The sequence below is a fragment of the Macrococcus armenti genome (assembly GCF_020097135.1).
Classification (GTDB): Bacteria; Bacillota; Bacilli; order Staphylococcales; family Staphylococcaceae; genus Macrococcoides; species Macrococcoides armenti.
The window spans coordinates 297557-322620 of record NZ_CP083608.1 but is presented as its reverse complement, the minus strand read 5'-3'; the positions used below and the strand labels follow the sequence as shown (position 1 = coordinate 322620).

General features: G+C 35.5%; 27 protein-coding genes. 11 read left to right on the top strand and 16 right to left on the bottom strand.

What is annotated here, in order from left to right:
• Nucleotides 1-183 precede the first annotated feature (183 nt).
• Genes LAU42_RS01805 through LAU42_RS01790 form a run of 4 tightly spaced genes read left to right on the top strand, consistent with a single transcriptional unit; the run spans nucleotide 184 to nucleotide 1685 of the window.
• The gene (locus LAU42_RS01805; protein WP_224184002.1) at nucleotides 184-642 is read left to right on the top strand and encodes an SRPBCC family protein; all 459 of its coding nucleotides are present in this window, start codon (nucleotides 184-186) and stop codon (nucleotides 640-642) included.
• Nucleotides 642-1022 (top strand): DUF1761 domain-containing protein, encoded by a 381-nt coding sequence (locus LAU42_RS01800; protein WP_224184001.1) that lies wholly within the window; start codon nucleotides 642-644, stop codon nucleotides 1020-1022. The genes LAU42_RS01805 and LAU42_RS01800 overlap by 1 nt, the downstream gene beginning before the upstream one ends.
• 12 nt (nucleotides 1023-1034) lie before the next feature.
• A complete protein-coding gene (locus tag LAU42_RS01795) occupies nucleotides 1035-1406 on the top strand; it encodes a VOC family protein (protein WP_224184000.1) in 372 nt (123 codons plus the stop codon).
• A 9-nt stretch (nucleotides 1407-1415) separates the two neighbouring features.
• Complete coding sequence (locus LAU42_RS01790; protein ID WP_224183999.1) at nucleotides 1416-1685, top strand: zinc ribbon domain-containing protein; 270 nt, start codon at nucleotides 1416-1418, stop codon at nucleotides 1683-1685.
• Between the two features lie 40 nt (nucleotides 1686-1725).
• On the opposite strand, the gene LAU42_RS01785 is transcribed toward LAU42_RS01790, so the two are convergent.
• Entirely contained in the window at nucleotides 1726-1893 is a 168-nt protein-coding gene (locus tag LAU42_RS01785) for a hypothetical protein (RefSeq protein ID WP_224183998.1), read from the bottom strand.
• 113 nt (nucleotides 1894-2006) lie between these two features.
• On the opposite strand from LAU42_RS01785, the gene LAU42_RS01780 reads away from it, so the two are divergent.
• The 3 genes from LAU42_RS01780 to LAU42_RS01770 all read left to right on the top strand — a co-directional run bounded on the left by LAU42_RS01780 (nucleotide 2007) and on the right by LAU42_RS01770 (nucleotide 3944).
• On the top strand, nucleotides 2007-2951 hold the full coding sequence (locus LAU42_RS01780) for a DMT family transporter (protein ID WP_224183997.1): 945 nt from the start codon (nucleotides 2007-2009) through the stop codon (nucleotides 2949-2951).
• Between the two features lie 299 nt (nucleotides 2952-3250).
• Entirely contained in the window at nucleotides 3251-3451 is a 201-nt protein-coding gene (locus LAU42_RS01775) for a cold-shock protein (protein ID WP_041635790.1), read from the top strand.
• Nucleotides 3452-3743: 292 nt separating this feature from the next.
• Nucleotides 3744-3944 carry a cold-shock protein gene (locus LAU42_RS01770; RefSeq protein WP_086041794.1) on the top strand — a complete coding sequence of 67 codons (201 nt, stop codon included), beginning with the start codon at nucleotides 3744-3746 and terminating at the stop codon, nucleotides 3942-3944.
• Nucleotides 3945-4067: 123 nt separating this feature from the next.
• Here LAU42_RS01770 and LAU42_RS01765 read toward each other — a convergent pair whose 3' ends face one another.
• Nucleotides 4068-4496, bottom strand: coding sequence for a VOC family protein (locus tag LAU42_RS01765; RefSeq protein ID WP_224183996.1), 429 nt, complete (start codon nucleotides 4494-4496; stop codon nucleotides 4068-4070).
• A 121-nt stretch (nucleotides 4497-4617) separates the two neighbouring features.
• On the opposite strand from LAU42_RS01765, the gene LAU42_RS01760 reads away from it, so the two are divergent.
• Nucleotides 4618-5643: an NAD(P)H-dependent flavin oxidoreductase gene (locus LAU42_RS01760; RefSeq protein ID WP_224183995.1), complete on the top strand. Its 1026-nt coding sequence runs from the start codon at nucleotides 4618-4620 to the stop codon at nucleotides 5641-5643.
• Nucleotides 5644-5696: 53 nt separating this feature from the next.
• On the opposite strand, the gene LAU42_RS01755 is transcribed toward LAU42_RS01760, so the two are convergent.
• The 8 genes from LAU42_RS01755 to ppdK all read right to left on the bottom strand — a co-directional run bounded on the left by LAU42_RS01755 (nucleotide 5697) and on the right by ppdK (nucleotide 16058).
• On the bottom strand, nucleotides 5697-6908 hold the full coding sequence (locus tag LAU42_RS01755) for an MBL fold metallo-hydrolase (RefSeq protein WP_224183994.1): 1212 nt from the start codon (nucleotides 6906-6908) through the stop codon (nucleotides 5697-5699).
• An 8-nt stretch (nucleotides 6909-6916) separates the two neighbouring features.
• Nucleotides 6917-8209: an ABC transporter substrate-binding protein gene (locus tag LAU42_RS01750; RefSeq protein ID WP_224183993.1), complete on the bottom strand. Its 1293-nt coding sequence runs from the start codon at nucleotides 8207-8209 to the stop codon at nucleotides 6917-6919.
• A 114-nt stretch (nucleotides 8210-8323) separates the two neighbouring features.
• Complete coding sequence (locus LAU42_RS01745) at nucleotides 8324-9145, bottom strand: carbohydrate ABC transporter permease (RefSeq protein WP_224183992.1); 822 nt, start codon at nucleotides 9143-9145, stop codon at nucleotides 8324-8326.
• 11 nt (nucleotides 9146-9156) lie between these two features.
• On the bottom strand, nucleotides 9157-10029 hold the full coding sequence (locus LAU42_RS01740; protein ID WP_224183991.1) for a carbohydrate ABC transporter permease: 873 nt from the start codon (nucleotides 10027-10029) through the stop codon (nucleotides 9157-9159).
• The gene (locus LAU42_RS01735) at nucleotides 10029-11048 is read right to left on the bottom strand and encodes an ABC transporter ATP-binding protein (protein ID WP_224183990.1); all 1020 of its coding nucleotides are present in this window, start codon (nucleotides 11046-11048) and stop codon (nucleotides 10029-10031) included. Before LAU42_RS01735 ends, LAU42_RS01740 begins: the two co-directional genes overlap by 1 nt.
• Before the next feature lie 147 nt (nucleotides 11049-11195).
• A complete protein-coding gene (locus tag LAU42_RS01730) occupies nucleotides 11196-12506 on the bottom strand; it encodes an APC family permease (protein ID WP_224183989.1) in 1311 nt (436 codons plus the stop codon).
• 96 nt (nucleotides 12507-12602) lie between these two features.
• Nucleotides 12603-13424: a pyruvate, water dikinase regulatory protein gene (locus tag LAU42_RS01725; RefSeq protein WP_224183988.1), complete on the bottom strand. Its 822-nt coding sequence runs from the start codon at nucleotides 13422-13424 to the stop codon at nucleotides 12603-12605.
• Between the two features lie 18 nt (nucleotides 13425-13442).
• Complete coding sequence (gene ppdK / locus LAU42_RS01720) at nucleotides 13443-16058, bottom strand: pyruvate, phosphate dikinase (RefSeq protein ID WP_224183987.1); 2616 nt, start codon at nucleotides 16056-16058, stop codon at nucleotides 13443-13445.
• A gap of 170 nt (nucleotides 16059-16228) precedes the next feature.
• On the opposite strand from ppdK, the gene LAU42_RS01715 reads away from it, so the two are divergent.
• The 3 genes from LAU42_RS01715 (at nucleotide 16229) to LAU42_RS01705 (ending at nucleotide 19076) form a co-directional block, all read left to right on the top strand.
• Complete coding sequence (locus LAU42_RS01715; protein WP_224183986.1) at nucleotides 16229-16897, top strand: Crp/Fnr family transcriptional regulator; 669 nt, start codon at nucleotides 16229-16231, stop codon at nucleotides 16895-16897.
• Nucleotides 16898-16973: 76 nt separating this feature from the next.
• Nucleotides 16974-18836: a heavy metal translocating P-type ATPase gene (locus LAU42_RS01710; RefSeq protein WP_224183985.1), complete on the top strand. Its 1863-nt coding sequence runs from the start codon at nucleotides 16974-16976 to the stop codon at nucleotides 18834-18836.
• 18 nt (nucleotides 18837-18854) lie between these two features.
• Nucleotides 18855-19076, top strand: a complete 222-nt coding sequence (locus LAU42_RS01705; protein ID WP_041635787.1) for a heavy-metal-associated domain-containing protein — start codon at nucleotides 18855-18857, stop codon at nucleotides 19074-19076.
• 135 nt (nucleotides 19077-19211) lie between these two features.
• Here the strand turns inward: LAU42_RS01705 and LAU42_RS01700 are convergent, their stop codons facing one another.
• The 6 genes from LAU42_RS01700 to LAU42_RS11905 all read right to left on the bottom strand — a co-directional run bounded on the left by LAU42_RS01700 (nucleotide 19212) and on the right by LAU42_RS11905 (nucleotide 25032).
• The gene (locus LAU42_RS01700) at nucleotides 19212-21173 is read right to left on the bottom strand and encodes an ABC transporter permease (protein WP_224183984.1); all 1962 of its coding nucleotides are present in this window, start codon (nucleotides 21171-21173) and stop codon (nucleotides 19212-19214) included.
• Nucleotide 21174: 1 nt separating this feature from the next.
• The gene (locus LAU42_RS01695) at nucleotides 21175-21924 is read right to left on the bottom strand and encodes an ABC transporter ATP-binding protein (protein ID WP_224183983.1); all 750 of its coding nucleotides are present in this window, start codon (nucleotides 21922-21924) and stop codon (nucleotides 21175-21177) included.
• Nucleotides 21925-22017: 93 nt separating this feature from the next.
• Nucleotides 22018-22917 carry a sensor histidine kinase gene (locus LAU42_RS01690; RefSeq protein WP_420908206.1) on the bottom strand — a complete coding sequence of 300 codons (900 nt, stop codon included), beginning with the start codon at nucleotides 22915-22917 and terminating at the stop codon, nucleotides 22018-22020.
• Nucleotides 22914-23585, bottom strand: a complete 672-nt coding sequence (locus LAU42_RS01685) for a response regulator transcription factor (RefSeq protein ID WP_224183982.1) — start codon at nucleotides 23583-23585, stop codon at nucleotides 22914-22916. The genes LAU42_RS01690 and LAU42_RS01685 overlap by 4 nt, the downstream gene beginning before the upstream one ends.
• Nucleotides 23586-23654: 69 nt before the next feature.
• A complete protein-coding gene (locus LAU42_RS01680; RefSeq protein ID WP_224183981.1) occupies nucleotides 23655-24476 on the bottom strand; it encodes an endonuclease/exonuclease/phosphatase family protein in 822 nt (273 codons plus the stop codon).
• Nucleotides 24477-24543: 67 nt separating this feature from the next.
• Nucleotides 24544-25032 (bottom strand): PTS sugar transporter subunit IIA, encoded by a 489-nt coding sequence (locus tag LAU42_RS11905; RefSeq protein ID WP_338147537.1) that lies wholly within the window; start codon nucleotides 25030-25032, stop codon nucleotides 24544-24546.
• Nucleotides 25033-25064 lie beyond the last annotated feature (32 nt).

The window sequence follows — 25064 nt, the reverse complement described above, 5'->3', positions numbered from 1 at the left end:
TCGAGATTTATTGCTGATGAAATTGGCATCGTGCCCATTTCACTCACATTTTCCTGCTCGAAATTGGCACCGCGTCCATTTCATCTCTCATTCCCAGCTCCTAATTAACTTTTTTGTAAATTTACAATTATCATTCGCCATTCCAAATTCAATCGTATACAATTAATAAAAAGGAGGCTATATATGTTAACTTGGAAAGAAACAATAATTATTCCTGCGAACATCGAGACAATTTGGCATTTATTTGACATTGAGCAAATGCAGCGTATTATGCCTCAAGTAATTGATATACGTGTTATTGACAAAAAACCTGGTGTGGTCGGTTCAACATACGAACAGACGTACAAAGAAGGTAAGCGTATCATGAAATATATTGTTACAGATTTAGAACACGAAGATACACCGAGCAGAAAGCATAATCGTTCTGGTTTTAAACTTGCGAATATGTTCGCAATCGAAGCAGACTATGTATTAGAACGCATCAATGATCATGAAACGCGTTTCACTTATAGCGGCCAAAATGAAGGTATTAATCTATTAGGAAAAATAATGCTTAAAGTAATGCCGAAAAAACAAAATGATAAAGTCGTACAATCATTTATGGAACGCGTATACGCAGAAGCAACAAAGGAGCAGAGCTAATGAATTTTATTGCAGCAATAATTGCAGGTCTTATCGCCTTTATGATTGGCGGATTATGGTACTCTGTGCTATTCGGAAAAGCATGGCAAAAAGAAATTAAAATAACAGACGAACAAATTAAAGCAGCAGGTAGTGGCACACCTCAAATGATTTTAGCGGTTGTCGTTGAGGTCATCGTTTCTTTATGTGTATTCTTCTTACTTACACATACCGACCTAAATGTATTATGTGCGGGAGCTGTGATTGGACTAATCTCCGTGTTTTCAAGTTTGAAAAATTATTTCTTTGAAATGAAGTCCATCAAATTAATATTTATAAACGAAAGCTATAGAATGATTTGTTTTATCGTCATGGCAACTGCCGCATATTTTTTTAACTAGGAGGTCATCATTATGGAATTAGGAAATTTCTCAGTAAGTTTATCAGTACAGGATCTGCAGGCTTCAATTAAGTTTTATGAAACATTAGGATTTAAACAAGTAAGTGGAGATGTTACGAATAACTGGATTGTATTATCAAATGGGAATGCACGTATCGGATTATTTCAAGGTATGTTTGAAGGGAATATGATGACATTCAATCCAAAATGGAATGAACAGAAAAATAGTACAAACGGGACAGATGTTCGCGAAATCGCACAAGCACTAGAAGATGCAGGATACGAGTTACTTCAACCACTACAAGCGGAGAATGACGAAGGCCCTGGATACTTTATGGTTAAAGATTTAGATGGAAATGTATTGCTGTTCGATCAGCACGTTTAGGAGGATATTATGGAGAAATTCTGTCAAAGTTGTGGTATGCCGCTTATGTTGCACGGTGAAGATGTTCGAGGAACTGAAGTAGATGGTACGAAAAGCAGTAAATTTTGTAGTTATTGTTATGCAAATGGTGCATTTATTGAACCGAATATTACGATGGACGAAATGCTGACACGTGGAAAAGCAGCAATCCGCAATGGAAAAGGCAATGCGTTCAAGAAATGGCTCATGGTTACTTTCTATCCTATGCAGCTTAAAAATTTAGAGCGCTGGAAAAAATAATAAAAAATCGAGTTTGAGGATTCTACTCAAACTCGATTTTTTATTGCATATATATTCTGAACATGAAAAATGTGACAACTAAAATCATAACGATAATGCGTACACTCTTTTTATCAATCAACTTTACGAGTTCACCAATCGGTCCTATCGTTTTATTGTTTCTTATTGCTTGCTCTTCATAAATCACACTTCGCTTATATTCTGTCATAATTTCCTCCGAAATATCTTTTAACTTTTATTACCCTACTTACTTTGCAAATAACCATCTATAGCAATTTCGGGACATTTTCAGTACTATAGATACGTAAGGGAGAGAGGAACATGTTTTATATTTTATTTGCATTTGCAACAGGCTTAGTTGTACCTATACAAACTGCAGTGAACTCTAGACTTAGAACTTACGTATTGTCACCATTTGTAGCGTCCTTTGTATCATTCTCTGTCGGTACAATCTTTTTACTCTTTATGACATTGATTACGAAGCATACATTACTTATTGATAGCTCTGTCATCTTAAATGAGCCTAAGTGGATTTGGATTGGTGGTATTCTTGGATTAATTGGTTTAACAGCTAACATCCTGCTATTCCCCGTATTAGGTGGTGTCCAGACTGTTGTACTACCTATTATGGGTCAAATTATCATGAGTATCATCGTCGATCATTTCGGACTGTTTCATGCACCTAGTCATGCTCTCACACCATTAAGATTTATCGGCTTACTCGTATTAGTTCTTGGTGTCATTATGGTTATCGTACTTCCTGATTGGCTAAGAAAAAGAAAACAACATTACATAGCACCAGATGAACAAAGCATATCTAAACTTCCTTTTCAGATTTCAGGAATTATCGCTGGGATGTTAATGGCTACACAGTCGGCAATTAACGGGGAGCTTGGACATTTATTAAATTCACCGGTTCATGCTGCGTTTATTTCGTTTTTCATCGGTACGGTATTCTTGTTGGTCATCGTCACTTTTATAAGAAAAGAAATCACTCAGATTCGGTTTGCAATCGGTAAAGATAAACCGAAATGGATATGGATCGGTGGGATTCTCGGATCATTCTTCGTTTTCGGAATGTCATACTTAGTCCCGATTATCGGTACAGGGCTTGTCGTTATCATCTGTTTATTCGGTCAAATTATATGTAGTATTCTACTGGATTCATTCGGATGGATAGGAGCGAAACAAAAGAAAGTTACAGGTGTGCAATATTTAGGATTGCTATTCATTTTCGGAGCTATTATACTCATTCGTATGAATTAAAGAAATTTTATTTACTAAAATGAAAGTGTTGTGAAAACGTATGTCATTAAGCTTTTCGGTTAATTTTACACACATTTTAAAATCTAATTTTACTCAAATTGGTTTTTAATTGTCTAGTTAACCTAGACAAATCAGGATTTCCATTATATACTTAGTACAAATATATCGTACATATGCAAGAAACAAAGGATCTTCACATATTACTCAAGTAATCATGTAAGCCGACTATTTTTGTAATATGTGAAGTGTTTTTTATAAAACATTAGATATTATTTAATAATTTTTTGGAGGTCATTATTATGACACAAGGTACAGTTAAATGGTTTAACGCAGAAAAAGGTTTTGGATTCATCGAAGTTGAAGGTGGAGACGACGTATTCGCTCACTTCAGCGCTATCGAAGGTGAAGGTTACAAAACTTTAGAAGAAGGTCAAGCAGTTGAATTCAATATCGAAGAAGGTCAACGTGGACCTCAAGCTGCTAACATCGTTAAATTATAATATTTAATGTTGGAAACGAGTGCTCATAAGAGTACTCGTTTTTTTTATTTTTTATCTATAAACGTGATATGTAAGCCATTTATCCCGTATGTTCAATAATAATAATAATCTTTCATTGACAACACAGAATATCCGTTATATACTTAGTACAAATATATCGAACATATGCAAGAAACAAAGAACTTCACATATTACAAAGAGTAATCGTGTTTAGTCGAAACTTTTTGTAATGTGTGAAGTTTTCTTTGTAAAACATTAGATATTATTTAATAATTTTTTGGAGGTCATTATTATGACACAAGGTACAGTTAAATGGTTTAACGCAGAAAAAGGTTTTGGATTCATCGAAGTTGAAGGTGGAGACGACGTATTCGCTCACTTCAGTGCTATCGAAGGAGACGGTTACAAAACTTTAGAAGAAGGTCAAGCAGTTGAATTCAATATCGAAGAAGGTCAACGTGGACCTCAAGCTGCTAACATCGTTAAATTATAATATTTAATGTTGGAAACAAGCACTCACAATTGTGAGTGCTTGTTTTTTTAGTACCATCTATTTCCCTTCAATCACAAATATAGCACAAAAAAAGAGCTGATTGCTCAGCTCTTTATCATTAAATTAGTTACCGTTAAACATCCAGTCTACACCATATTTATCTTTAAGTGCTCCCATAACACCACCCCAGAACTGTTCGCCGATTGGCATATCAACAGTTGTTTCCGGATGCGCTGCAATACGCTCAAATAACTCCGTCATCGCCTTCGTTTCTTCTGCGTTATCTTTTTGCCAGTTGATTGATAATGAAATACTGCTGTTGAAATCTCCAGCTTTATTAAATTTATCAGCTGCGTAAAGCGTGTGGCCTGCTACTTTGAATTCAGAATGCATCGTCATGTTGTTCGCTTGCTCAGGATCTATACCAAACTGTCCTGCTTGCTCTTTCCCTACTGGTAAACGTTGAACATCCGTTGCTCCGAATACTTCTTCGTAATAAGATAATGCTTCTTTCGTGTTATCAAATGCTAAATACGGAATTAATTGTGTCATATGAACACTCCTTTTAAATTACTTACACATTAAATATAGCACAACATAATTTTTTAATACAGTGACAACTATTGTGTCTAACTTTATAATATATTAATAAGCTTCATAAAGGAGAGATATTATGAAACAAAGCATGATTTTAACCTCTTTATTAAACATTACACATCCTATAATTCAAGCAGGTATGGCAGGTGCTACAACACCTGAACTTGTTGCCACAATAAGCAATGAAGGTGGTTTAGGAACGATAGGTGCTGGGTACATGTCACTGGCACAATTAAATGATGAAATCGACAAAGTTACAGCACTTACAAAGAAGCCATTCGCAGTAAATCTATTCATTCCAGAAAACACGACTACAAACGAAGCATCTATCAGCAAAATGCATCAACACTTACAAGGTTATTACAATAAATATAAAATTGATAAACCATATATTAAACACAATGATCGAGATCATTTTAATTCAATGATTGACCTTATCATTTCAAAGCACGTACCAATCATCAGTTTTACTTTTGGAATACCAGACGCGTCTATTATACAAAAGTTAAAGGCGCACCATATTAAAACAATTGGTAGTGCATCATCCGTCCATGAAGCAGTAATTTGTGAAAAAGCAGGTATGGACATTATTGTCGTGCAAGGGTATGAAGCAGGAGGACACCGTGCGAACTTCAATACGAATGCGCACATCGGTTTAATGTCATTAATTCCACAAGTTGTTGACGAAGTATCCATTCCTGTCATTGCTGCTGGCGGTATTATGGATAAGCGTGGTATAAATGCCGCAATTGCTCTAGGTGCGGCTGGTGTCCAAATGGGAACTGCTTTTTTAACGAGCTATGAAAGCAAAGCTCCAACCGTTCATAAAGAAGCAATTACAGCATCCACTGAAACAGATACTACGCTTACTAAAGCAATAAGCGGTAAAGAAGCACGAGGTATTAAAAATCAGCTCATCGTAAATCTGGAGCAATATTATGAAGACATTCTTCCTTATCCATATCAAAACGATTTAACTTCACCATTCAGAAAGTTAGCAGCTCAAAACAACAATGCAGAGGACTTACATTTATGGTGCGGCCAGACACCACGCCTTGCAAAAATAAACTATGCGAAAGATATATTCAGAAGTTTGATATAACAATTAAACGTACAGATAAATGAATATCTGTACGTTTAATTTTGATAATTCAATTATAGTTCATACACTTTACCTATCTCAGGTAGTATACGATTCGGATACTGCAGTCGCTCTGGATAAAATCCATGCTGTGGTATTAATACTTTCGGTTTTATTGTATTAACGACTTCTTCTAGTTGCGCAATCGTTGCATGCCCACTCTTCTGAAAATCTACATAGTTAAGATTAAGACGTTCAATCCACGCCTTCATCACTTTATACCCCGGGTCAAAATCCCCAAGTGGCATTCCATTACTATGCAAATAATCAAAACCTGATAGATTAAAGTGAGATAAAAGTAGCCAGTTAGAGAAATCATGTTGTATTACAACTTTTTCTAACTGAATTGCTTCTTCCAGTGTAATCGTTTGTATACTTCCGGTATATCCAATCGGTTTAACGCTTTCATACATATAGCAATGAGACATATCTCCGTCATAGAAAGCATCAATTAAAGTTGCGATTCTATCATCGACTACAAACGTATACTGCATCAGCTCTGTTAACTTCACATAATCAATTATACGCTTAATATTACGTTGATATATGTTTAAAATATACTGATTACATTCTCCAAATGTATGAGGTACATACGCTTCTTTCTCAGTATTATCAAAACTTAACGAGGTTGTTTCTATGATCAAATAGTCCACATCTCCAGCTTCATGAATCCACGCATCTGTTAAAGCATCATCATCATTCAGACGAATATCCCCAGAGTACATAATGACTGTATCCGGTGTCGCGATTCGAATCGCACACGCACCGATAACATCATGATTTACAGGTATAAAGGTGATTTCAATCTGTCCAACTTTAAAACATTTGTTCGGCTCAACTGCAGTAAGTCGATTCGCATCAAATGAAGGTTGGCCATCTCCAATTGCAGTAAGTTGCTCATAAAGATTTTTAGAATCTCTACTAGTTATGATGTCGACATTATGAGGAATATATTGAAGCAGTCCCATATGATCTAAATGCATATGGCTAATTCCCACGACAGTATTCCACTGTGAATCCTTATAAAAATCTGGAATATCCGGTAATATTCCAACTACTACTTCATCTGAAATATTACCACGTGTATGAATTCTTTCATCGTATAATGCAGATTTCGGGCTGTGCCCAAAATCCGCAATAAATCTATCTTTTCCATATGTGACACTAAAAATTGTTCCGCCTATTGTATTCGTACCACTGTAAAACGCAATCTGTGTATTACTCATATTAAAACCTACTTTTTAGCTTTATCGATTTCTTCTTGTACGCGCTTCGTCATATTATCTAACGTTTCTTTCGGTGATTTACCTTCATAAATCATCTTATCCAGCTCTTTTGACATTGCTTCTTTAATCGCAAATGCACCAGGGATACGAGGGTCAATAAATGCACCTTTATATTGTGATAATCCTGCCTTGAACACCGGATCTTTCTTAACAAAATCTGTCCATACTTTATCTTTAAGCGCTGATTCCCTAACTGGTAAATAACCTGTCGTTTTAGCCCAATCAATCGTGTTCTCAGGAGTAATTAAATACATCATATACTCAAATGCTGCTGCTTGTTCTTCTTTCGAACTGTTGTTGAACATTGTAATGTTTGTCCCTTGGAATGGTGCTGCCTGTACTTTATCTTTCGGAAGTGGCACTGTTGTCCAGTTCATATCTTTTGCATCTTTTTGGATGAATGGAATACCTGCACTTGAACCGATGTACATTGCAACATCTCCATTTGTGAATGGACCTGATAAGTATTCATCTTCTCCGGCCATACGTGCTGTTTTATCTTTTAACATACCATCGATAAATTCTAAAGCACGTAACCCTTCTTTAGAATTGAACTTGATTTCACTCGTTTTCTCATCGATAAAATCGCCACCTGCTTGTTTTACATACATGCTTAACTCGTGAGCTAATTGATTCTCAAATCCCATACCTACAACTTTTTTACCTTCTACAGTTGTTGTTAATTTCTTTGCTGCTGACTGTAATTCGTCCCAAGTTTTAGGTGCTTCAATGCCAGCTTTTTTCAAGTAATCATTGTTTACAAATAAAACACGTGTCGATTTATTAAATGGCAGACCATAGACTTTCTCTCCAAATGTATTATCATCACGGAATACTTGATTAATATCTTCATAAGCATTCTCATCTTTCATTTTTTCATCGATCATCGGTTTAATATCTACTACAAGGTCGTTCTTTTGATAATCATTTACCCATTCGCCATAAGCTTGAGCAATCGTTGGTGTTTTCTTTGCTTTCGCTGCTGCTAATAACTTTTGAGATAAATCACCGTAGTTACCTTGCGCAACTAATTTCACTTCGATATCTTTATGCTCTTTATTAAATGCATCCGTCTTTTCTTTTAACCATTTTTCGTGTGTATCCGTCATCGCATGCCAGAATACAATTTCTGTTTTCCCTGAAGCTGATTTATTATCTGAACCTTTGTCATCCGTTTGCTTTGATCCACAAGCGCCTAAGAATAAAATACTTGCTAATAATAAGTAAAATACTTTTTTCATTTGTAGTTCTCCCTTTTGCTTTAAATTCATTTGTTCAAAATTAAAATGTATTGAAATCATACAAAATCATGGACGCTGTAACTGAAGTGGACCACCTCCTTAAAAGTCATTAAATTATCCCTTAATTCCCGCTCTTGCAACACCTTGAATAATATACTTCTGTAAAATAATAAATAATATAATCATCGGCAGAATAATCATTGCACTTGCTGCCATTAATAGCTCGTAATTGGTTCCTGCTTCCGTTGTAAATGCCGTTAAACCAACAGGCAATGTTCTCATATGTTCTGAATTTGTAACGATTAATGGCCATAAAAATGCATTCCATGAGCCAATTGCTTTTAATAAGATAATCGTTATCAATGCTGGTTTTGCTAAAGGCACCATAATCTCCCACAAGAAACGCCAGTTACTACACCCATCAACACGCGCTGCACTATGCAATTCATCTGGAATTGATAAGAAGAACTGTCTTAATAAAAATATTGAAAATATACTCGCTGTCCACGGTATAATTAATGCTTCAAATCGATCCAGCCACCCTAAATTCGAAAGCGTAACGAAATTTGGAATGAGTAGTACTTCTCCAGGAATCATCATCGTCGCCATCAGCACTGAAAAAAGTATATCCTTTCCAAAGAACTTCAGTTTACTGAATGCATAAGCTGCAAGAATTGTAGTTATAAGTTCACCGAGTGTCGACAAAACGGTAACAACAATCGAATTTAATAAATATGTCGCAAACGGAGCTTTCTCAAATGCTTCAACGTAGTTATCCCACTTAAACTCTGAAGGTATCCAAACAGGTGGCATCTTCATCACTTCGTATGAAGGTTTAATTGAAGTTAATAACATCCATATAAAAGGTAACAACATCAGCACTGCACCGAGCGATAACAATAAGTAAGTAAATCCTTTCGTAAATCCTGATTTCATTATTATCTCCCCTAATAAGTAATCTTTTTCTTTCCGATATATAGTTGAACAAGCGTAAAGATAAAGATAATGATAAACAGTACATACGCAGCTGCACTCGCTACGCCAAACTCCCATTCTCCATAAAATTTGTTAAATACATAATACACAACAGTTAAACTACTATTTGCAATACCAGGTTTTCCACCAAATAGTGCATAAATTTCGTCAAAAACTTTAAATCCATTAATCACTGATATAATAGATATGAAAAATAATGTCGGTGCAAGTCCCGGCAACGTTACATGTACAAATCTATTCCATATATTTGCGCCATCAATTCGAGCAGCACGGTAATATGCATCATTTATATTCTGTAATCCAGCAAGCAGAATAATAATGTTATAACCGAGTCCTTTCCAGATTGATAATATAATGAGCGCTGGCATGCTATACTTTGCACTTTCTAACCATTCAATCGGTTGTATACCAATAAATCCTAAAAAGTAGTTGAGCAGACCATAATCTGAATGAAAAATCCATCGCCATACGATAGAAACAGCAACAACACTCGTAACAAACGGAATGAAATACACTGTTCTGAAGAATCCTTTAAAATTAATCTTTGAATTGAGCAAGATTGCTATCCATAAAGAGATGATAATGGAAGCAGGCACAACTCCTAGTACAAATATGAACGTATTTTTAAGTGCAAGATGAAATTCACTATCGTTCCATAAATAAATAAAGTTATCCACTCCATATGCTTTCACATCATCTTTGAAATAATCATAATCTGTATAAAATGCCATCAAAAATGATTTCACCATAGGATATAGAATAAAAATTGAAATAATTAGTAATGCAGGTAGTAAATATAAATAAGCTTTAAATGACTTCGCCATTATAGTCTACGCCCTTCTTCATTAAATAGTTTAATCGCACCGGATTCACCCTTAATATAAATCTCTTCATCAACTTGTAAGTTTCTATCTTTATGAATGAACAACTTTGCCCTTGTACCATCCTTTGCTTCAACCGTCACAAGTTTATCACGACCAATTTGCTCAACGAGTTTAACAGTTACCTTTAAACCAGCCTGAGAAGTATCGATTACGATATCTTCTGGGCGAATACCAATCGTGGCAGCACCTTCAGTATTCATATCATTTAATAAACGCTTTGTATCTTCGTTTACTGAGAAACTATTCATAGATGGTGACCCGATGAATTCAGCAGCAAACTTTGTATCAGGCGATGCGTATAAAGCATTTGGTGTAGCATATTGCATCAAAACACCATCTTTCATTAACATAATATGATCACTAATACTCAAAGCCTCTTCCTGATCGTGCGTAACAAATAACGTCGTAATCTTGAGTCGTTGCTGAATTTCACGAATTTCTTCACGCATTGTCAGTCTTAACTTCGCATCAAGATTTGAAAGTGGTTCATCGAGCAACAATACTTCCGGTTCTCTTACAAGCGCACGCGCAATTGCAACACGTTGTTGTTGTCCACCTGATAACTCACCTGGTTTACGATTCAGTAAATGTTCAATCTCTACTAACTTAGCTGCTTCAATCGCACGGGCTTTCATTTCCTGCTTCGGTACTTTTTGCATCTTAAGTGGGAACATAATATTTTTAAGTACTGTCATATGTGGATATAATGCATAGTTCTGGAATACCATTCCGATATTGCGTTTTTCCGGAGGCAACGCTGTCACATCTTTACCATCAAATAATATTTGGCCACCTGTTGGTTCATGCAAACCTGCTATCATGAACAACGTCGTACTTTTACCACAACCTGAAGGTCCTAATATGCTTACTAATGACCCTTTAGGAATTGTGACATTTAAATTGTTAACTGCTGTAGTATCTTTAAATTTCATTTGTATGTTTTTTAATTCAATTGACATTACATTGTCCTCCTATTAATATTCTGTAGCATTTTAGAATAACAGTATTTTTAAAATATTGAGTTAAGCATCTGTAATTTTTATGTAAATTTTTCGTAAAAAAAGACGAGAACATCATTGTTCTCGTCTAAATAAAACAGTATTCATTTATTTCGTTTGTGCTTTATAAATCGGCACTCCAAGTAGTGTTATCATTATTCCGATAATTGCTAATACGGGTTGTGTGAATAACGTATTCACCATTACGAATACACCTGCAATCATCGCAATTGCTGGTATCACAGGATACATCGGTACTTTGTAAGGTCGTTCAAGCGCTTTTTCACGCTTTCTTAATACAAACACTGCATAAAACGCCATGACATAAAATGCCCATATTACAAATACAAGCATATTCGTTATAGAGTCGAATGCACCTAGCGTGATCATAACCGCACCAATCATCACTTGCACAAGTCCACTGAACCACGGAATTCCTGCGCTTGTTACTTTCATAAACGAAGCTTTAAACGGTAATACATTTTTCTCTGCCATTGCATATGGTAAACGCATACCTGTCATCGTATAACCGTTCAATGCACCGTACACCGAAATTAATATACCAATTGTCACAAACTTACCGCCCATTGCACCTAACAATATTTGTGATGCATCTGTTGCAGCACTTAAGTTGCCTTTAAGTTCATCAATCGGTAACGTGTATAGGAACGTCGCATTAATCAATAAGTAAATCATCGTTACTAAACCTAATCCCATCACGATTGCAAGTGGAAGGTCACGCTTAGGATTTTTCATTTCCCCGGCAATATTACCAACATGAATCCATCCATCATAAGCAAACATCGTCGCAAGTAATCCAGCACCAATAGCAGTAAAGAAATTAATCCCCGTGTCACCTGTATTTGGCGCAAGTGATACTTCTACATTCCCTGTATTCATTAATCCGAATATAATAATTACGATGAGTGGAATCAGCTTCACGACTAACGTAACCGATTGAAGTATACCACCAGCCTTAGAACCTACAATATTAATTAGATAAATTGATGCAACAGCGATAAATGCTACTGGTACAAGCCAACCATCTTTAAGATGCAGCAAGTTTAATACTTGTTCTGAAAACACAATCGCCTGGGCCGCAATCATTGCAGGGAAGTAAATAAAACTTTGTGCCCACCCTGCTAAAAATCCTGAAAACTTACCGTATGTATATTCTATATATGTTGTCAGTCCACCGTTTCTTGGAATTGCTGCTGCTAATTCTGCAACCGTTAATCCAGCACAAATTGTAATTAAACCACCTAGTAGCCATACAAGTAGTGTCATACCCGGTGTTCCTGTAACTTCTGTAATATTTGATACTTTAAAGAATACGCCCGAACCAATCACTGTTCCCATTACGAGTGCTAATGCCGGGAAGAATCCGATACTCTTTTGTATAGTTTGTTGTTTTTCCATAACATCCTCCTTTTCAACTTTATCATAATAGCATATTCTCGCTTTAAATAGTTAAAAGCACGGCAAATAATTTTGCCGTGCTTCTTTATTTTTATTCTATTTTTTATTCAGCACTTTTTCAATATAGAACGCCGATTCTTCAATCGATTTATACTCAGTATTAATAACTGTTGCGTTTAAACGATTAAACACTTCTTCAGCATAAATCAGTTCTTCTTTAATTCGCTTTAAGTTATTGTACTCGGCCTGTCCTGTAAGTCCTAAAATCTTCACGCGCTCTGTTCTTATGTTCATAATATATTCTGGACTCGCTGTAAGCCCGATAACACGTAAGTTCTTCTCCTGATATACCGATTCTGGTATCGGCGACTCCGGTACAAGTGGGATATTCGCAATTTTATAACCTTTATTCGCTAAATACATACTGAGCGGTGTTTTTGACGTTCTCGAAACACCTACAATCAATGCATCTGCTTCACTTAAATTATGAAAGTTTTTACCGTCATCGTATTTAACTGAGTATTCAATTGCCTCGATGCGTCTGAAATAATCACTGTCCATCTTGCGCAGTGCACCACTTTCATGACATGCTTCCATTCCAGTATGACTTTCAATCACTTGTATCAAACCTGTCATAAAGTCAATGTATGATAGTCCTACTTCGTCAGCATACGCTTTACCAATCGCATTGAATTCAGGATTTACAAGTGTCGTCACTACGATGGCCTGTTTTTCATGTGCAAGTGTTAATATATTCTTAAACTCTTCTACCGATTTAATAAACGAGAATTTCTTAACTGTTACAGATGTTAATTTAGGGAATTGCGATAATGTCGCACTCAGCATTCTATCGGCAGTCTCACCGATAGAATCTGAAACGATGTATATCAATAATGCATCTTGCTCATATTTACTCAAATGTACTGCCTCCTAATATTATTCCACCTGACTTTGCGCTGTTGCCAGAATTGCTCCTGGAACTCGGAATGGTGAACATGATACATAATCAATATCAAGTGTATTAAAGAAATGAATAGATTTCGGATCTCCACCAAGCTCTCCACATACACCAATTTTAATTTGAGGATTAACTTGTTTCGCATTCTCAACCGTCATCTTAATGAGCTGTCCGATACCGTCAATATCTAAAGTCTGGAATGGATCGACAGCCAGGATGTCTCGATTAATATATTCATTAATAAACTTACCTGCATCATCACGTGAGAATCCGTAAGTTAACTGCGCTAAGTCGTTTGTACCAAAACTAAAGAACTCACAATGTTCCGCAAGCGCTCCAGCAATAAGACATGCACGAGGTGTTTCTATCATTGTACCAATTTTATATGCAATCGTCTTGTTTTGTTCATGCATAATTGTATCCGCTTTCTTTTTCACGACATCTTTTAATATTTTAAACTCTTCTACAGTAGACACAAGCGGAATCATAATTTCTGCATTTGCATGAATACCTTCATCCTGTAACTTTAATGCAGCACCGATAATCGCTTCAGTCTGCATCTCATATAGTTCAGGATATGTAATCGCTAAACGGCAACCACGATGTCCAAGCATCGGATTGAATTCATGTAATTCTGAAATTCTTCGTTCAAGAAGCGCTTTATCTACTCCTAGCTGACACGCAACGGCATCAACCTCTTCAGCTGATTTCGGTAAAAATTCATGTAACGGTGGGTCAAGTAATCGAATAATCGTTGGGCGCTCACCAGATAAACGGAATATCGATTCAAAGTCTTCTGTCTGATACTTTACGATGTTTGATAAAGCAGTGACACGTTCTTCATGCGATGGTGCTAATATAAAACGACGCATTTCAATTAATCGTTCTTTACCAAAGAACATATGCTCAGTACGTACAAGACCGATACCTGTCGCATGAAATGCATATCCAGCCTGAATATCCTGTTCAGTCTCAGCATTCATGCGTACTTTAAGGCGTGCAACATCTTCAGCCCATCCCATAAATGTTTCAAATTCATCGCTTCGCTCGGCATTTGTCGTTTCAATTTCACCAATATATACTTTACCCGTAGAGCCATCAACAGAAATGACATCACCTTCAGATAACCTTTTACCATCATATTTGACATACTTTTCTTTCGTATTGATTTCAAGATCAGAACATCCTGTAACACAACATTTGCCCATACCACGTGCAACTACTGCAGCATGACTCGTCATACCGCCATGTGTCGTAACAATCGCACGACTCGCAATCATGCCTTCAATATCTTCAGGTGACGTTTCAGGACGCATTAAAATTACTGACTCGCCTGTTTCAGCCTGTACTTTTGCATCAAGCGCACTGAATACAATCTTACCTGTTGCAGCGCCCGGAGATGCCGGTAACCCTAACGATGAAACAAGTTCTGCCTGCGCTAATGCTTCTGGTTTAAATGCAGGGTGAAGTAGTTGATCGATTGATTTCACGTCAACCATTTTTACAGCATCTTCTTTTGAAACTACACCTTCTTCTACCATGTCATATGCAATCTTCATCGCAGCTTTCGCTGTTCGTTTACCATTACGCGTCTGTAATATGAATAGTTTTTCATTTTCAATCGTAAACTCAATATCCTGCATATCTTTATAATGTGATTCTAATTTTTTCGTCACATCTACAAACGCCTTATAAACTTCAGGCATCTGCTCATTTAATGTTTCAATTTCCTTCGGCGTACGAATACCTGCTACAACGTCCTCGCCTTGTGCGTTCAATAAATATTCTCCGTATAACTTATGCTCACCAGTTGCCGGATTGCGCGTAAATGCAACACCAGTACCAGAACGCTCGCCACTATTACCGAAAACCATCTCCTGAACATTCACTGCTGTACCGATATCATGTGGAATCTCATTTAAATCACGATAAATACGTGCACGATCATTATTCCATGACTTAAACACCGCTTCAATCGCTTCAGTTAACTGTGTAATCGGATCTTGCGGGAATGGTTTATATGCTTGTTCAACATAAATTTCTTTATACTTATTAACGATTACTTTTAAACCTTCAGCAGGGATATCCGCATCAAATTGATAACCATTTTCTTTCTTATATGACTCAAAGTAACCTTCAAAATCTTCCATCGGTATATTGTATACAACGCTACCGAACATTTGTAATAAACGACGATAACAATCATAAGCAAAACGTGCATCGTTTGTTACTTGTGCTAAACTTTCAACATTTTCATCATTTAAACCTAAGTTTAAAATCGTATCCATCATACCAGGCATTGAAATTTTTGCACCACTACGTACAGAGACCAGCAATAAATTTTCTTTAGAAGAAAATGCTTTACCCGTTTTATCTTCTAAACCTTTAATATATGTTTTTAATTCATTTAATAAATCATCCGTTAACTTTTCACCTTGTTCAAGATATTCAATACACGCTTCAGTAGTGATTGTGAAACCTTTAGGCACAGGTAAACCAAGACGCATCATCTCTGAAAGATTCGCACCTTTACCACCTAATAAGTCTTTCATATCCTGTTTACCTTCTTCAAAAGCATAAATTTTTTTAATCAATTTATTCACCTCTTATTTTTAATGTGTTATACCATTTTCATCAATAGGTTATACTAATACAATAATTAGTATGTCACATTAAAAAGAAAATGACAATCATAAAATGATAAATCATAATTCAATTATAGGTATATGTTAGGATAAGATTAAAAGATATCGGAGGGCTCGTTATGAAATGTCATCTTAATTATGAATTATGTGTGCAGAAAGTACCCATATTTAATCACCTTGACAAAGAGACGATGCAACTTATCTTCAACCGAATTATGCATCGAACTTTCGCTAAAAAAGAACATATTTATTTAGCAGGAGATATAATTGATTCTCTATATGTTGTGCATAAAGGACGTGTCAGAATTTATAAACTAAATGAAAACGGTGAAGAGCAGTTAATCAGAATACTTTCACACGGTGATTATACAGGAGAAATATCATTATTTAACCCTTCTTTGCACAACACATCTTACGCTGAAGTAATAGAAGATGCTGAAATTTGTATTATCCAGCGAGAAGATATATATCAATTAATGCACACATATCCTAGCATCAGCATTACCTTTATCGAAACATTTGCAAAACGTCTGTCAGAATCTGAAACGCAGACAACGAATATTTCATTACTGGATAGCCGTTCTAAACTAATGATGTATATCGAAAACTATCGTGAGGGGAATATGCTGAACTTATCTTTAACTAAAAAGCATATTGCGTCTTATTTAAGTATGCAGCCCGAAACATTAAATCGTACTTTCAATAAATTAGAAGAAGAACAGATTATAAAGAAAATTAATCATAAAACATATCGAATTCTTCAGGAAAACCTCAATAAATTGATCTAAGTCAATTTATTAAAGTGGAATCTCCCTTATCATAATATGTGAAAGGACAACACATATTACGAAAGGAGCAGAGACAATGAAGAAGTGGATTTATCAGAACGTAAATACATTGACACTGATTACATTTATATTTCTTATGTCTGGATTATTATTAAAATGGACAGGTGTACAAAGCTTTAGCAACGCTTTCCTTATTATCGCAACATTAATCGCCATGATGCCAATCGCATTAAAAGCATGGCAATCACTTATGCTGAAAGTCTTCTCCATTGAACTACTTGTAACGCTTGCCGTTATCGGAGCGCTATATATTCATGAATATACTGAATCAGCTGTTGTAACATTCCTATTCTTATTCGGAAGTTATCTTGAAGCAAGAACGCTTAAGATTACACGTAATTCAATTAGCAAACTTGTTGATATGGCACCACAAGATGCAAACCGATTAAGAGACGGAGAAATTGAAAAAGTCGATATTGACGATATTAATATTGGTGACACAGTCGTCGTATATTCTGGTGGGACTGTGCCAGTGGATGGTTATATCATTAAAGGAAAGGCTCATATTATTGAAGCATCCATAACAGGAGAGTCACACCCAGTATCAAAGAAAGAGAATGACAAAGTTTACAGCAGTACCATTATTGATACTGGATATATTGAAGTATTCACTGAAAAAGTAGATGAAGACACGACGTTCGCAAAAATTATAGAACTCGTAGAAGAAGCACAAGATGCAAGATCACCAGCAGAGAAGTTTCTGAATAGATTTGCAAAATGGTACACACCAAGTATTGCAATACTATCATTAATCGTCTGGCTTATCACACGCGATCTTCACCTGGCTATTACATTTCTAGTCATCGCATGTCCAGGAGCACTCGTTATTGGCGCGCCTGTTGCAAATGTCGCTGGAATTGGTAATGGCGCTAAAAATGGTGTGCTCATTAAAGGTGGAGAAGTAATCGATGCATTATCAAAAGTAGACACTCTTGTCTTCGATAAAACTGGTACGTTAACGAAAGGTCGTCCAGAAGTAACTTCTGTTAAATTTGACACGACACACTTTACAGAACAAGAAATATTATCACTCATCGGCCAAATCGAAATGACGTCTGAACATCATCTTGGTAAGGCAGTCGTGGAATACGTAAAAGCACGAGTAGCTTTCGACCAATCAGAAATGATTACAACAAAAACAGTTAAAGGACAAGGAATTAAAGGTAAAATCCACGATCACACTGTATTAATAGGAAATCGTAAACTAATGCAGACCCATCATATTACGATACAAGAACAATACGAACAACAGGCGAAACAATTAGAAACGTCAGGTAATACTGTTACATTTATCGCAATCGATAATACATTTACTGGCATTATCGCGATTGCTGACGCGATCCGCTCAGATGCAGTAGAAACACTTCAAACAATGCGTGATAACGGAATTAAAGAAATCATCATGCTTACAGGAGATAACGCAAGAACTGCTCACACTATAAGTCAGCAATTAAGTCTGGATACGTACCAAGCTGAAATGATGCCGGATGATAAATTGAAACAAATTCAATTACTGCAGCAGCAAGGTAAAAAAGTTGCAATGGCCGGTGATGGAATCAATGATGCGCCAGCAATTGCAATCGCAGATGTAGGACTGGCTATGGGGAAAGGCGGAACAGATATCTCTATGGAGACCGCAGATCTCGTTCTGATGAATGACTCATTGACACAATATGCACATGCAATTAATCTTGCAAGAAAAACAATGCGCATATTAAAACAAAACATCGCAATCGCACTTATTACAGTAATCTTACTGCTCATCGGTATAATCATGGGCGGTGTAAACTTAGCGATAGGTATGTTCGCTCATGAAGTAAGTGTGCTGCTTGTTATACTAAACGCAATGAGATTAATTCAATTTAAATCAAAAAAATAATTTTAGGAGGAAATCATTATGAAACAATTAACATTACAACTCGAAACATTAACTTGTCCATCTTGCTTAGCATCTATCGAAGGATTGCTGAAGAATATTAAAGGTGTTGAAGCACCGAAAGTATTATTTAACGCAAGTAAAGCGAAGATGCAATTTGATCCAGCAATCGTTGAACCCGAAGAGGTTCAGCAAGCAATAGAAAAGCTTGGATACGAAGTATTAAAAGTATCAGTTAAATAACAATTTAGGAACGTGCAGACGAAATGACTTTAAATCTCTGCACGTTATTTTTTCATAAAAGATAAAACGTTGCACGATTTTTAAATCACGTTAAAAATTAATGTTCCCATAAAAAATACCAGCACATGGCTGGTATTATTCATTAATAATCTTATAATATTTATGACTTGTGATTAAGTACATCATTCCATATATAAACATAATAATTACTGTAACTCCGATATAGCTTGTAATAAATAAACTAATATCTCGAATACCAAGTATTCCAAGTAAATTATAAATAATTTTCGATGCGAATAAAGTATGAATTAACGTCACAATAATCGGCAATCCAAAAATCCATAGTATTTGTTTATGAATGGTTGATTTGATCAAGTCGTCAGGTAAACCAACTTTTTTCACAATATTGTAGTTCTGTTTGTCTTCATAGCCTTCTGATAACTGCTTATAATATAATACTAAGAAAATTCCAGTTAACAGCACAATCGAAACAACAATACCTATGAATATTAATCCACCATTAAGTTCATATACTAATTTTCGAACTTGTTCTTTAGTAACAATTCTTGTCCCTATATTCTTTTCGATTTTAGAAATATTTTGTTTAAATATTTCTTCACCTTTAACAATATTAAATTCAATACTTGTTGATAATTCTGTTGGAATACGTTTATTTGTTTTCCTGTCTATCTCTTTATAATATAAACGTATTTTCTCAAGTTCTGATTTATCTTTAACAATAATATATAATGCATCAATTGCGAGATTGTTACCAATATAATCTTTATCAGCATTGATCACTTTCACATTATTGCCTACTAAGTTAACATTTTTATATCCTTTAAAACGCTTAGTATTAGAACTTAATATAATTTCTCCATTTTTTAATTTCAACTTTTCATCATGTATTTCATTATGGTCATGCAAGGTGATGACGGTGGCATATGTCACTGTTTTAGGATTTATTTTAGATGGCTCAGCAGGTAGTGGCCTAAAATTCCCCGCTTCATTTTCGAGTGCGAAAAATATTGTTTGCGCAACCCTAAAGCGATCTACTGTAGCATATTTACTAATTTCTTTTTTTATTTTTTCAGCACTCGTATTATAAAATGAGTCAACTAAATAATCCTGTTTCAATTTACCTGATACCTGGCTCTCCATTCCTCTATATGCAGTAAGTGTCATTCCTAACGTCACAACTAAAAGTGTAACAAGCATCGTAATACTTGCAAGTCCTACCGCATTCATCTTCATTCTAGAAATTAACCCTGAGATTGAGAAGAAATGTTTCGGTTGATAATAAATTTTGTTATTGTTCTTTAATAACTGAAGTACCATTATCGTCAGCGATATAAAAAGTAAGTACGTACCGATAAGTACTGCTACAACAGCAAAAAATATCGTCTGAAATGATGATAGTACCCCTTCAACCGTTACTGCCTGATAATAACCATACCCCATTGTTAAACTTCCAAGGATAAAACATACAGCGATAAACCATTTGCGCGTCCTCTTCTCTCCCGCCTTTTGTGTACGCATTAATTGTATAGGACTCTGCATTGTAATCATTATGTTATTTAATATAAAAAGAATAACGTATATTCCTGCAACCAATAAACCGATAATATATGCTGCCTTTATATCAAATGGGTAGTTCATCAAAGTGATGCCTGATCCTTTTACGAGTTTATTCAGCATTAAAAATACGATATTACCGAATAAATAGCCTCCTGTAATACTAATCAATACTGTCATTAGCATTTGAATAACCATTTCCAGTAAAATCATTAGACGAATATGTTTCTTCTCAAGCCCTAAAATCATATGAAGCGCAAATTCCTGTTTACGTTGTTTCATCACAAAACGATTCGCATAAATAATAAAAATGACACTTAATAGTCCTACAAGAATATTTGCATACATTATTAGTGATGGTAAGTTTTCATGTCTTTTCTGTATATATTCATTATTAATTAATGAAATCATAATATATTCCAATCCTATCATCACACTTGATGCAAGAATAAACGGAACAATCATACTTCGCAACGTTATAAAATTTCTGAGTACGAGTTTCCAGATTAAATTCAGTGTCATATTACTCACCTCTTTCTGATAATAAGGCTAAACTATCAGAGATACGTTTCTGAAACTCACTTTGCGTTTCATTACCACGATAAATTTCATGATAAAGTATTCCATCTTTTATAAATACAACTCTTTTCGCATAAGCTGCATCAATACTCGAATGTGTAACCATTAATATCGTTTGTTCATCATCATTGATTTCACGAAACAAATTCATTATTTCACTCGAAGTTTTTGAATCCAGCGCTCCAGTAGGTTCATCCGCAAGTAATATACTCGGATTTGAAATAAGTGCGCGTGCAATTGCAATACGTTGTTGCTGCCCACCTGATATTTGATGCGGATATTTATCCAGCAATGTATCAATACCGAGTTTTTGAGCAAGCGGTAAAATACGGTTATTCATTTCATCCGGTCGCTTATTGCTGAGTACAAGTGGCATTAATATATTATCCTTGTTAGACATTGTATGCAGCACGTTGAAATCCTGAAAGACAAACCCAAGTGTATCCCTTCTAAACTTTGCTACATCCTTGTTCTTCAGCATTCCAACATTCTGTCCATCAATCATAACTATTCCTTCTGTTGGTGTATCAAAGGTAGCTATAATATTTAGTAATGTTGATTTCCCAGAACCTGATTCTCCCATTATTGCTACAAATTCACCTTTTTCAATTGAAAAATTCATATCTTTTAATGCAACTGTCTGATTAGCACCTTTACCGTAAACTTTCTTTACATTCCTTATATCTAATAACATGAATTTCACTCCTTTATATTTATTATTAACCCCATTGTACTTTGTCGTGAATATTCAAGCCTTTATCTATCCTTACAATCATAAAAACAAACCTTACAATTTTGTAAGGTTCGGGAATTTCATATGAAAAGTTGTCCCTTCATTCAGAACAGACTCTACAGATATTTGAACATTTATTCTACGGGCAATGGTCTTAACAATATATAAGCCGATACCACTTGATTTTTCATTCAATCTCCCGTTATATCCAGAGAACCCTTTATCGAAAATTTTCGGCAAATCTGATGCATTAATACCGATGCCGTCATCTTTAATTGACAACACTTCATTTTTTTCATCGTAAACAATCCATATTTGACGTCCACGCGCATATTTAAGTGCATTATTTAATATTTGTTCTATCATAACACTTGCCCACTTTGCATCTGTTAATACTAGGTGATGTACCCTTTCGTAGTTAAGTTTCGTATTGTTATGTATGAACTGGATCGAGTAGCGTTTAATGAGGGGTGTGATCAAATCATCAATAGTGGTTTCCATAATTACCATATCTGTTTTCTCGTTCATTAATTTCAAATAACTTAAAGCTAGATTCGTATAGTTGTCAATTTGCAGAATCTCATGACGCATTCTGGAATTTGTCTCTTCATCAGGGGACTCCAGTAATAACTTAGATGCAGTTATCGGTGTCTTCATCTGATGTACCCACATCAGAAAGTATGACTCCACTTCACTTTGATACGCTATTTTTTCATTACGCAGTATTTGTATATCATCTATTAAACGCTCATTTTCTTCATATACTGAACATTCTCTTTTATATATTATAGAACTATAACCAAAGTATATTATCCCGAGAAATATAACGATTGCAATACTTAACGTTATCCCTTCGGTCGGCAAATTATATAGCATCATAATAGAAATAAAAATAGATGATAGCATTATTACGATTAGAAACTCAGACATTTTACTCTTAATAAAATTCATCATTTCACCACTCTATATCCGACATTTTTCTTCGTTTCAATAAAATCGTTCAATCCGATCTTGGATAACTTCTTACGTAACCGTGTCATATTAACTGCTAATGTATTATCATCAATAAAATGTTCTGATTCCCAGCATGCTTCTATTAATGCATTTCGGCTGACAAAATTTCCATTTGCTTTAAATAAACATTGCATAATTTGAAGCTCTGTCAATGTTAAATCAATATCCCCCGCTTTAAACATCAATTTCGCCTGTTCAGAAATAAGTTCTGCTCCATTGATTTTAAGTCTTCTATCTTCCACTACAAAGTCATAACTTCGTCTTAACATTGCCTGGATTTTAGAAATTGTAACGGTCATATCAAATGGTTTTTCAATATAATCATCTGCTCCCATCTGCATCGCCATCACATGATCCATACTATCATTTCTGCTACTGATAAAAATAATCGGAATTTGAGAAATCTTTCTTATTTCCTGACACCAGTGATAACCATTATAAGCAGGCAAATTAATATCAAGTAATATTATATGCGGCTTGTAATCATTAAATTCTTCAATGATATCATTAAAGTTTTTTGCAATGTATACGTCGTATTGCCATTTTTTAAGTGCCTCAGCAAGATGCTCGCGAATAACCGGGTCATCTTCCACAATCATTATCTTCATATGCTCACCTCAGTTTTATTATGCCATAATAGTCAACAAACAAAAAAAACCAGCACATGGCTGGTATTATCATCTTACTATTTCCGCTTCTACACCGAAGTGATCGCTCACAATTGCTTCTGTTTTCCCATCAAATACTGTACCGTGATGCAGCACTTTAAATTCAGGTGTACTGAATATAAAATCTATTCTCAGTTTGCCATCGTTGTCTTCCCATCCGGCAATATTTTTCTCAATTGTATGACTTCCTGTTCTCTTTGTTGCGACTGTGTATGTATCCTGTATATTTGCCTCACTGTTTATCACAAATGCATATCCTTCTGTACCTTCCGGATTATTAAAGTCACCCATTACAAGTTTCGGCATGTCATAATGCGACAATGTATTGATTGTATTATTCCATTCGTAACTGAATCCTTCTGATTGTGTTATCCACCATGAATAATGACAACTTACAGCGAGTAACTCTACATCATCTGCTGTCGTTTTCCCGAAAAGTATCTTTCTTGATTTATAATTATCCGGGCTTTCTTCTATTGATACGAACACTGCATACGGATCAATCGGTGTTTTAGATAATAGTGCACTGCCTTCATCGTATATACCATAACCGATGTGACTCATCGCATAACTCCAGTAATATGTCGCTCCTTTTTCCTTTAACTTTTTCACAATTTCATAGGCGAAGTTTCCTTCTTTAATAGGTGTTTGTTCCATTAACGGACAAAAGTTTTCCGGTGTTTCAATGACAGCATTATGTGATAGCTGATTGACTTCCTGAAGTGCAATAATATCGTAATCCACCTTCATAATACGTTCAACGATAATCTCTAGTTTCTCCTCCTGCTGCGCTTCAAGCCAGCTATGCGTATTTAACGTTAATACTTTCACATCTCTCGCTCCTTATATTTATTACTTTTATTATAACGAAAAGACAGCCCGAAGACTGTCTTTTTGATTAAACAAGCATCGTTCCTACTGTTTCACCTTTTTGTACGATTCCTGTTTTATTTAATTGTAATGTATCAACTTTATCGCTGTTGGTCATCACAATGATAATTGTCGTATCCTTACCTTCTGCTCTTACTGCTGTCAGATCCATATACGCTAATGTATCTCCTGCTTTCACTTTCTGACCATCGTTTACGACAACTCGTGAAGCTGGTTGTTTCATCTGTACTGTTTCTATTCCCATATGCACTAATACTTCAATACCATCATTCGTTCTAATACCGATTGCATGTTTCGTCGGGAAGATGCTGATAATTTCTCCATCTACCGGAGATACAACTTCTTCTGATTCCGGCTTTACTGCATAGCCTTCACCCATCATTTTCTGCGAGAATACCGGGTCGTTCACATCAGTAATATCGATAACTTCCCCATCTGCAACAGCACGTAGTTGATGTACATGACCTGTAAATCCAGCACTATCAGTGTTATCCAGTATAGTTGACTGAACCGTTGTTTCTTCTGGTT

What these genes read in the sequence shown, in the direction of transcription:
- LAU42_RS01805 (WP_224184002.1), top strand. Translation starts at nt 184, where the DNA reads ATGTTAACTTGGAAAGAAACAATAATTATTCCTGCGAACATCGAGACA.
- LAU42_RS01800 (WP_224184001.1), top strand. Translation starts at nt 642, where the DNA reads ATGAATTTTATTGCAGCAATAATTGCAGGTCTTATCGCCTTTATGATT.
- LAU42_RS01795 (WP_224184000.1), top strand. Translation starts at nt 1,035, where the DNA reads ATGGAATTAGGAAATTTCTCAGTAAGTTTATCAGTACAGGATCTGCAG.
- LAU42_RS01790 (WP_224183999.1), top strand. Translation starts at nt 1,416, where the DNA reads ATGGAGAAATTCTGTCAAAGTTGTGGTATGCCGCTTATGTTGCACGGT.
- LAU42_RS01785 (WP_224183998.1), bottom strand. Translation starts at nt 1,893, where the DNA reads ATGACAGAATATAAGCGAAGTGTGATTTATGAAGAGCAAGCAATAAGA.
- LAU42_RS01780 (WP_224183997.1), top strand. Translation starts at nt 2,007, where the DNA reads ATGTTTTATATTTTATTTGCATTTGCAACAGGCTTAGTTGTACCTATA.
- LAU42_RS01775 (WP_041635790.1), top strand. Translation starts at nt 3,251, where the DNA reads ATGACACAAGGTACAGTTAAATGGTTTAACGCAGAAAAAGGTTTTGGA.
- LAU42_RS01770 (WP_086041794.1), top strand. Translation starts at nt 3,744, where the DNA reads ATGACACAAGGTACAGTTAAATGGTTTAACGCAGAAAAAGGTTTTGGA.
- LAU42_RS01765 (WP_224183996.1), bottom strand. Translation starts at nt 4,496, where the DNA reads ATGACACAATTAATTCCGTATTTAGCATTTGATAACACGAAAGAAGCA.
- LAU42_RS01760 (WP_224183995.1), top strand. Translation starts at nt 4,618, where the DNA reads ATGAAACAAAGCATGATTTTAACCTCTTTATTAAACATTACACATCCT.
- LAU42_RS01755 (WP_224183994.1), bottom strand. Translation starts at nt 6,908, where the DNA reads ATGAGTAATACACAGATTGCGTTTTACAGTGGTACGAATACAATAGGC.
- LAU42_RS01750 (WP_224183993.1), bottom strand. Translation starts at nt 8,209, where the DNA reads ATGAAAAAAGTATTTTACTTATTATTAGCAAGTATTTTATTCTTAGGC.
- LAU42_RS01745 (WP_224183992.1), bottom strand. Translation starts at nt 9,145, where the DNA reads ATGAAATCAGGATTTACGAAAGGATTTACTTACTTATTGTTATCGCTC.
- LAU42_RS01740 (WP_224183991.1), bottom strand. Translation starts at nt 10,029, where the DNA reads ATGGCGAAGTCATTTAAAGCTTATTTATATTTACTACCTGCATTACTA.
- LAU42_RS01735 (WP_224183990.1), bottom strand. Translation starts at nt 11,048, where the DNA reads ATGTCAATTGAATTAAAAAACATACAAATGAAATTTAAAGATACTACA.
- LAU42_RS01730 (WP_224183989.1), bottom strand. Translation starts at nt 12,506, where the DNA reads ATGGAAAAACAACAAACTATACAAAAGAGTATCGGATTCTTCCCGGCA.
- LAU42_RS01715 (WP_224183986.1), top strand. Translation starts at nt 16,229, where the DNA reads ATGAAATGTCATCTTAATTATGAATTATGTGTGCAGAAAGTACCCATA.
- LAU42_RS01710 (WP_224183985.1), top strand. Translation starts at nt 16,974, where the DNA reads ATGAAGAAGTGGATTTATCAGAACGTAAATACATTGACACTGATTACA.
- LAU42_RS01705 (WP_041635787.1), top strand. Translation starts at nt 18,855, where the DNA reads ATGAAACAATTAACATTACAACTCGAAACATTAACTTGTCCATCTTGC.
- LAU42_RS01700 (WP_224183984.1), bottom strand. Translation starts at nt 21,173, where the DNA reads ATGACACTGAATTTAATCTGGAAACTCGTACTCAGAAATTTTATAACG.
- LAU42_RS01695 (WP_224183983.1), bottom strand. Translation starts at nt 21,924, where the DNA reads ATGTTATTAGATATAAGGAATGTAAAGAAAGTTTACGGTAAAGGTGCT.
- LAU42_RS01690 (WP_420908206.1), bottom strand. Translation starts at nt 22,917, where the DNA reads ATGATGAATTTTATTAAGAGTAAAATGTCTGAGTTTCTAATCGTAATA.
- LAU42_RS01685 (WP_224183982.1), bottom strand. Translation starts at nt 23,585, where the DNA reads ATGAAGATAATGATTGTGGAAGATGACCCGGTTATTCGCGAGCATCTT.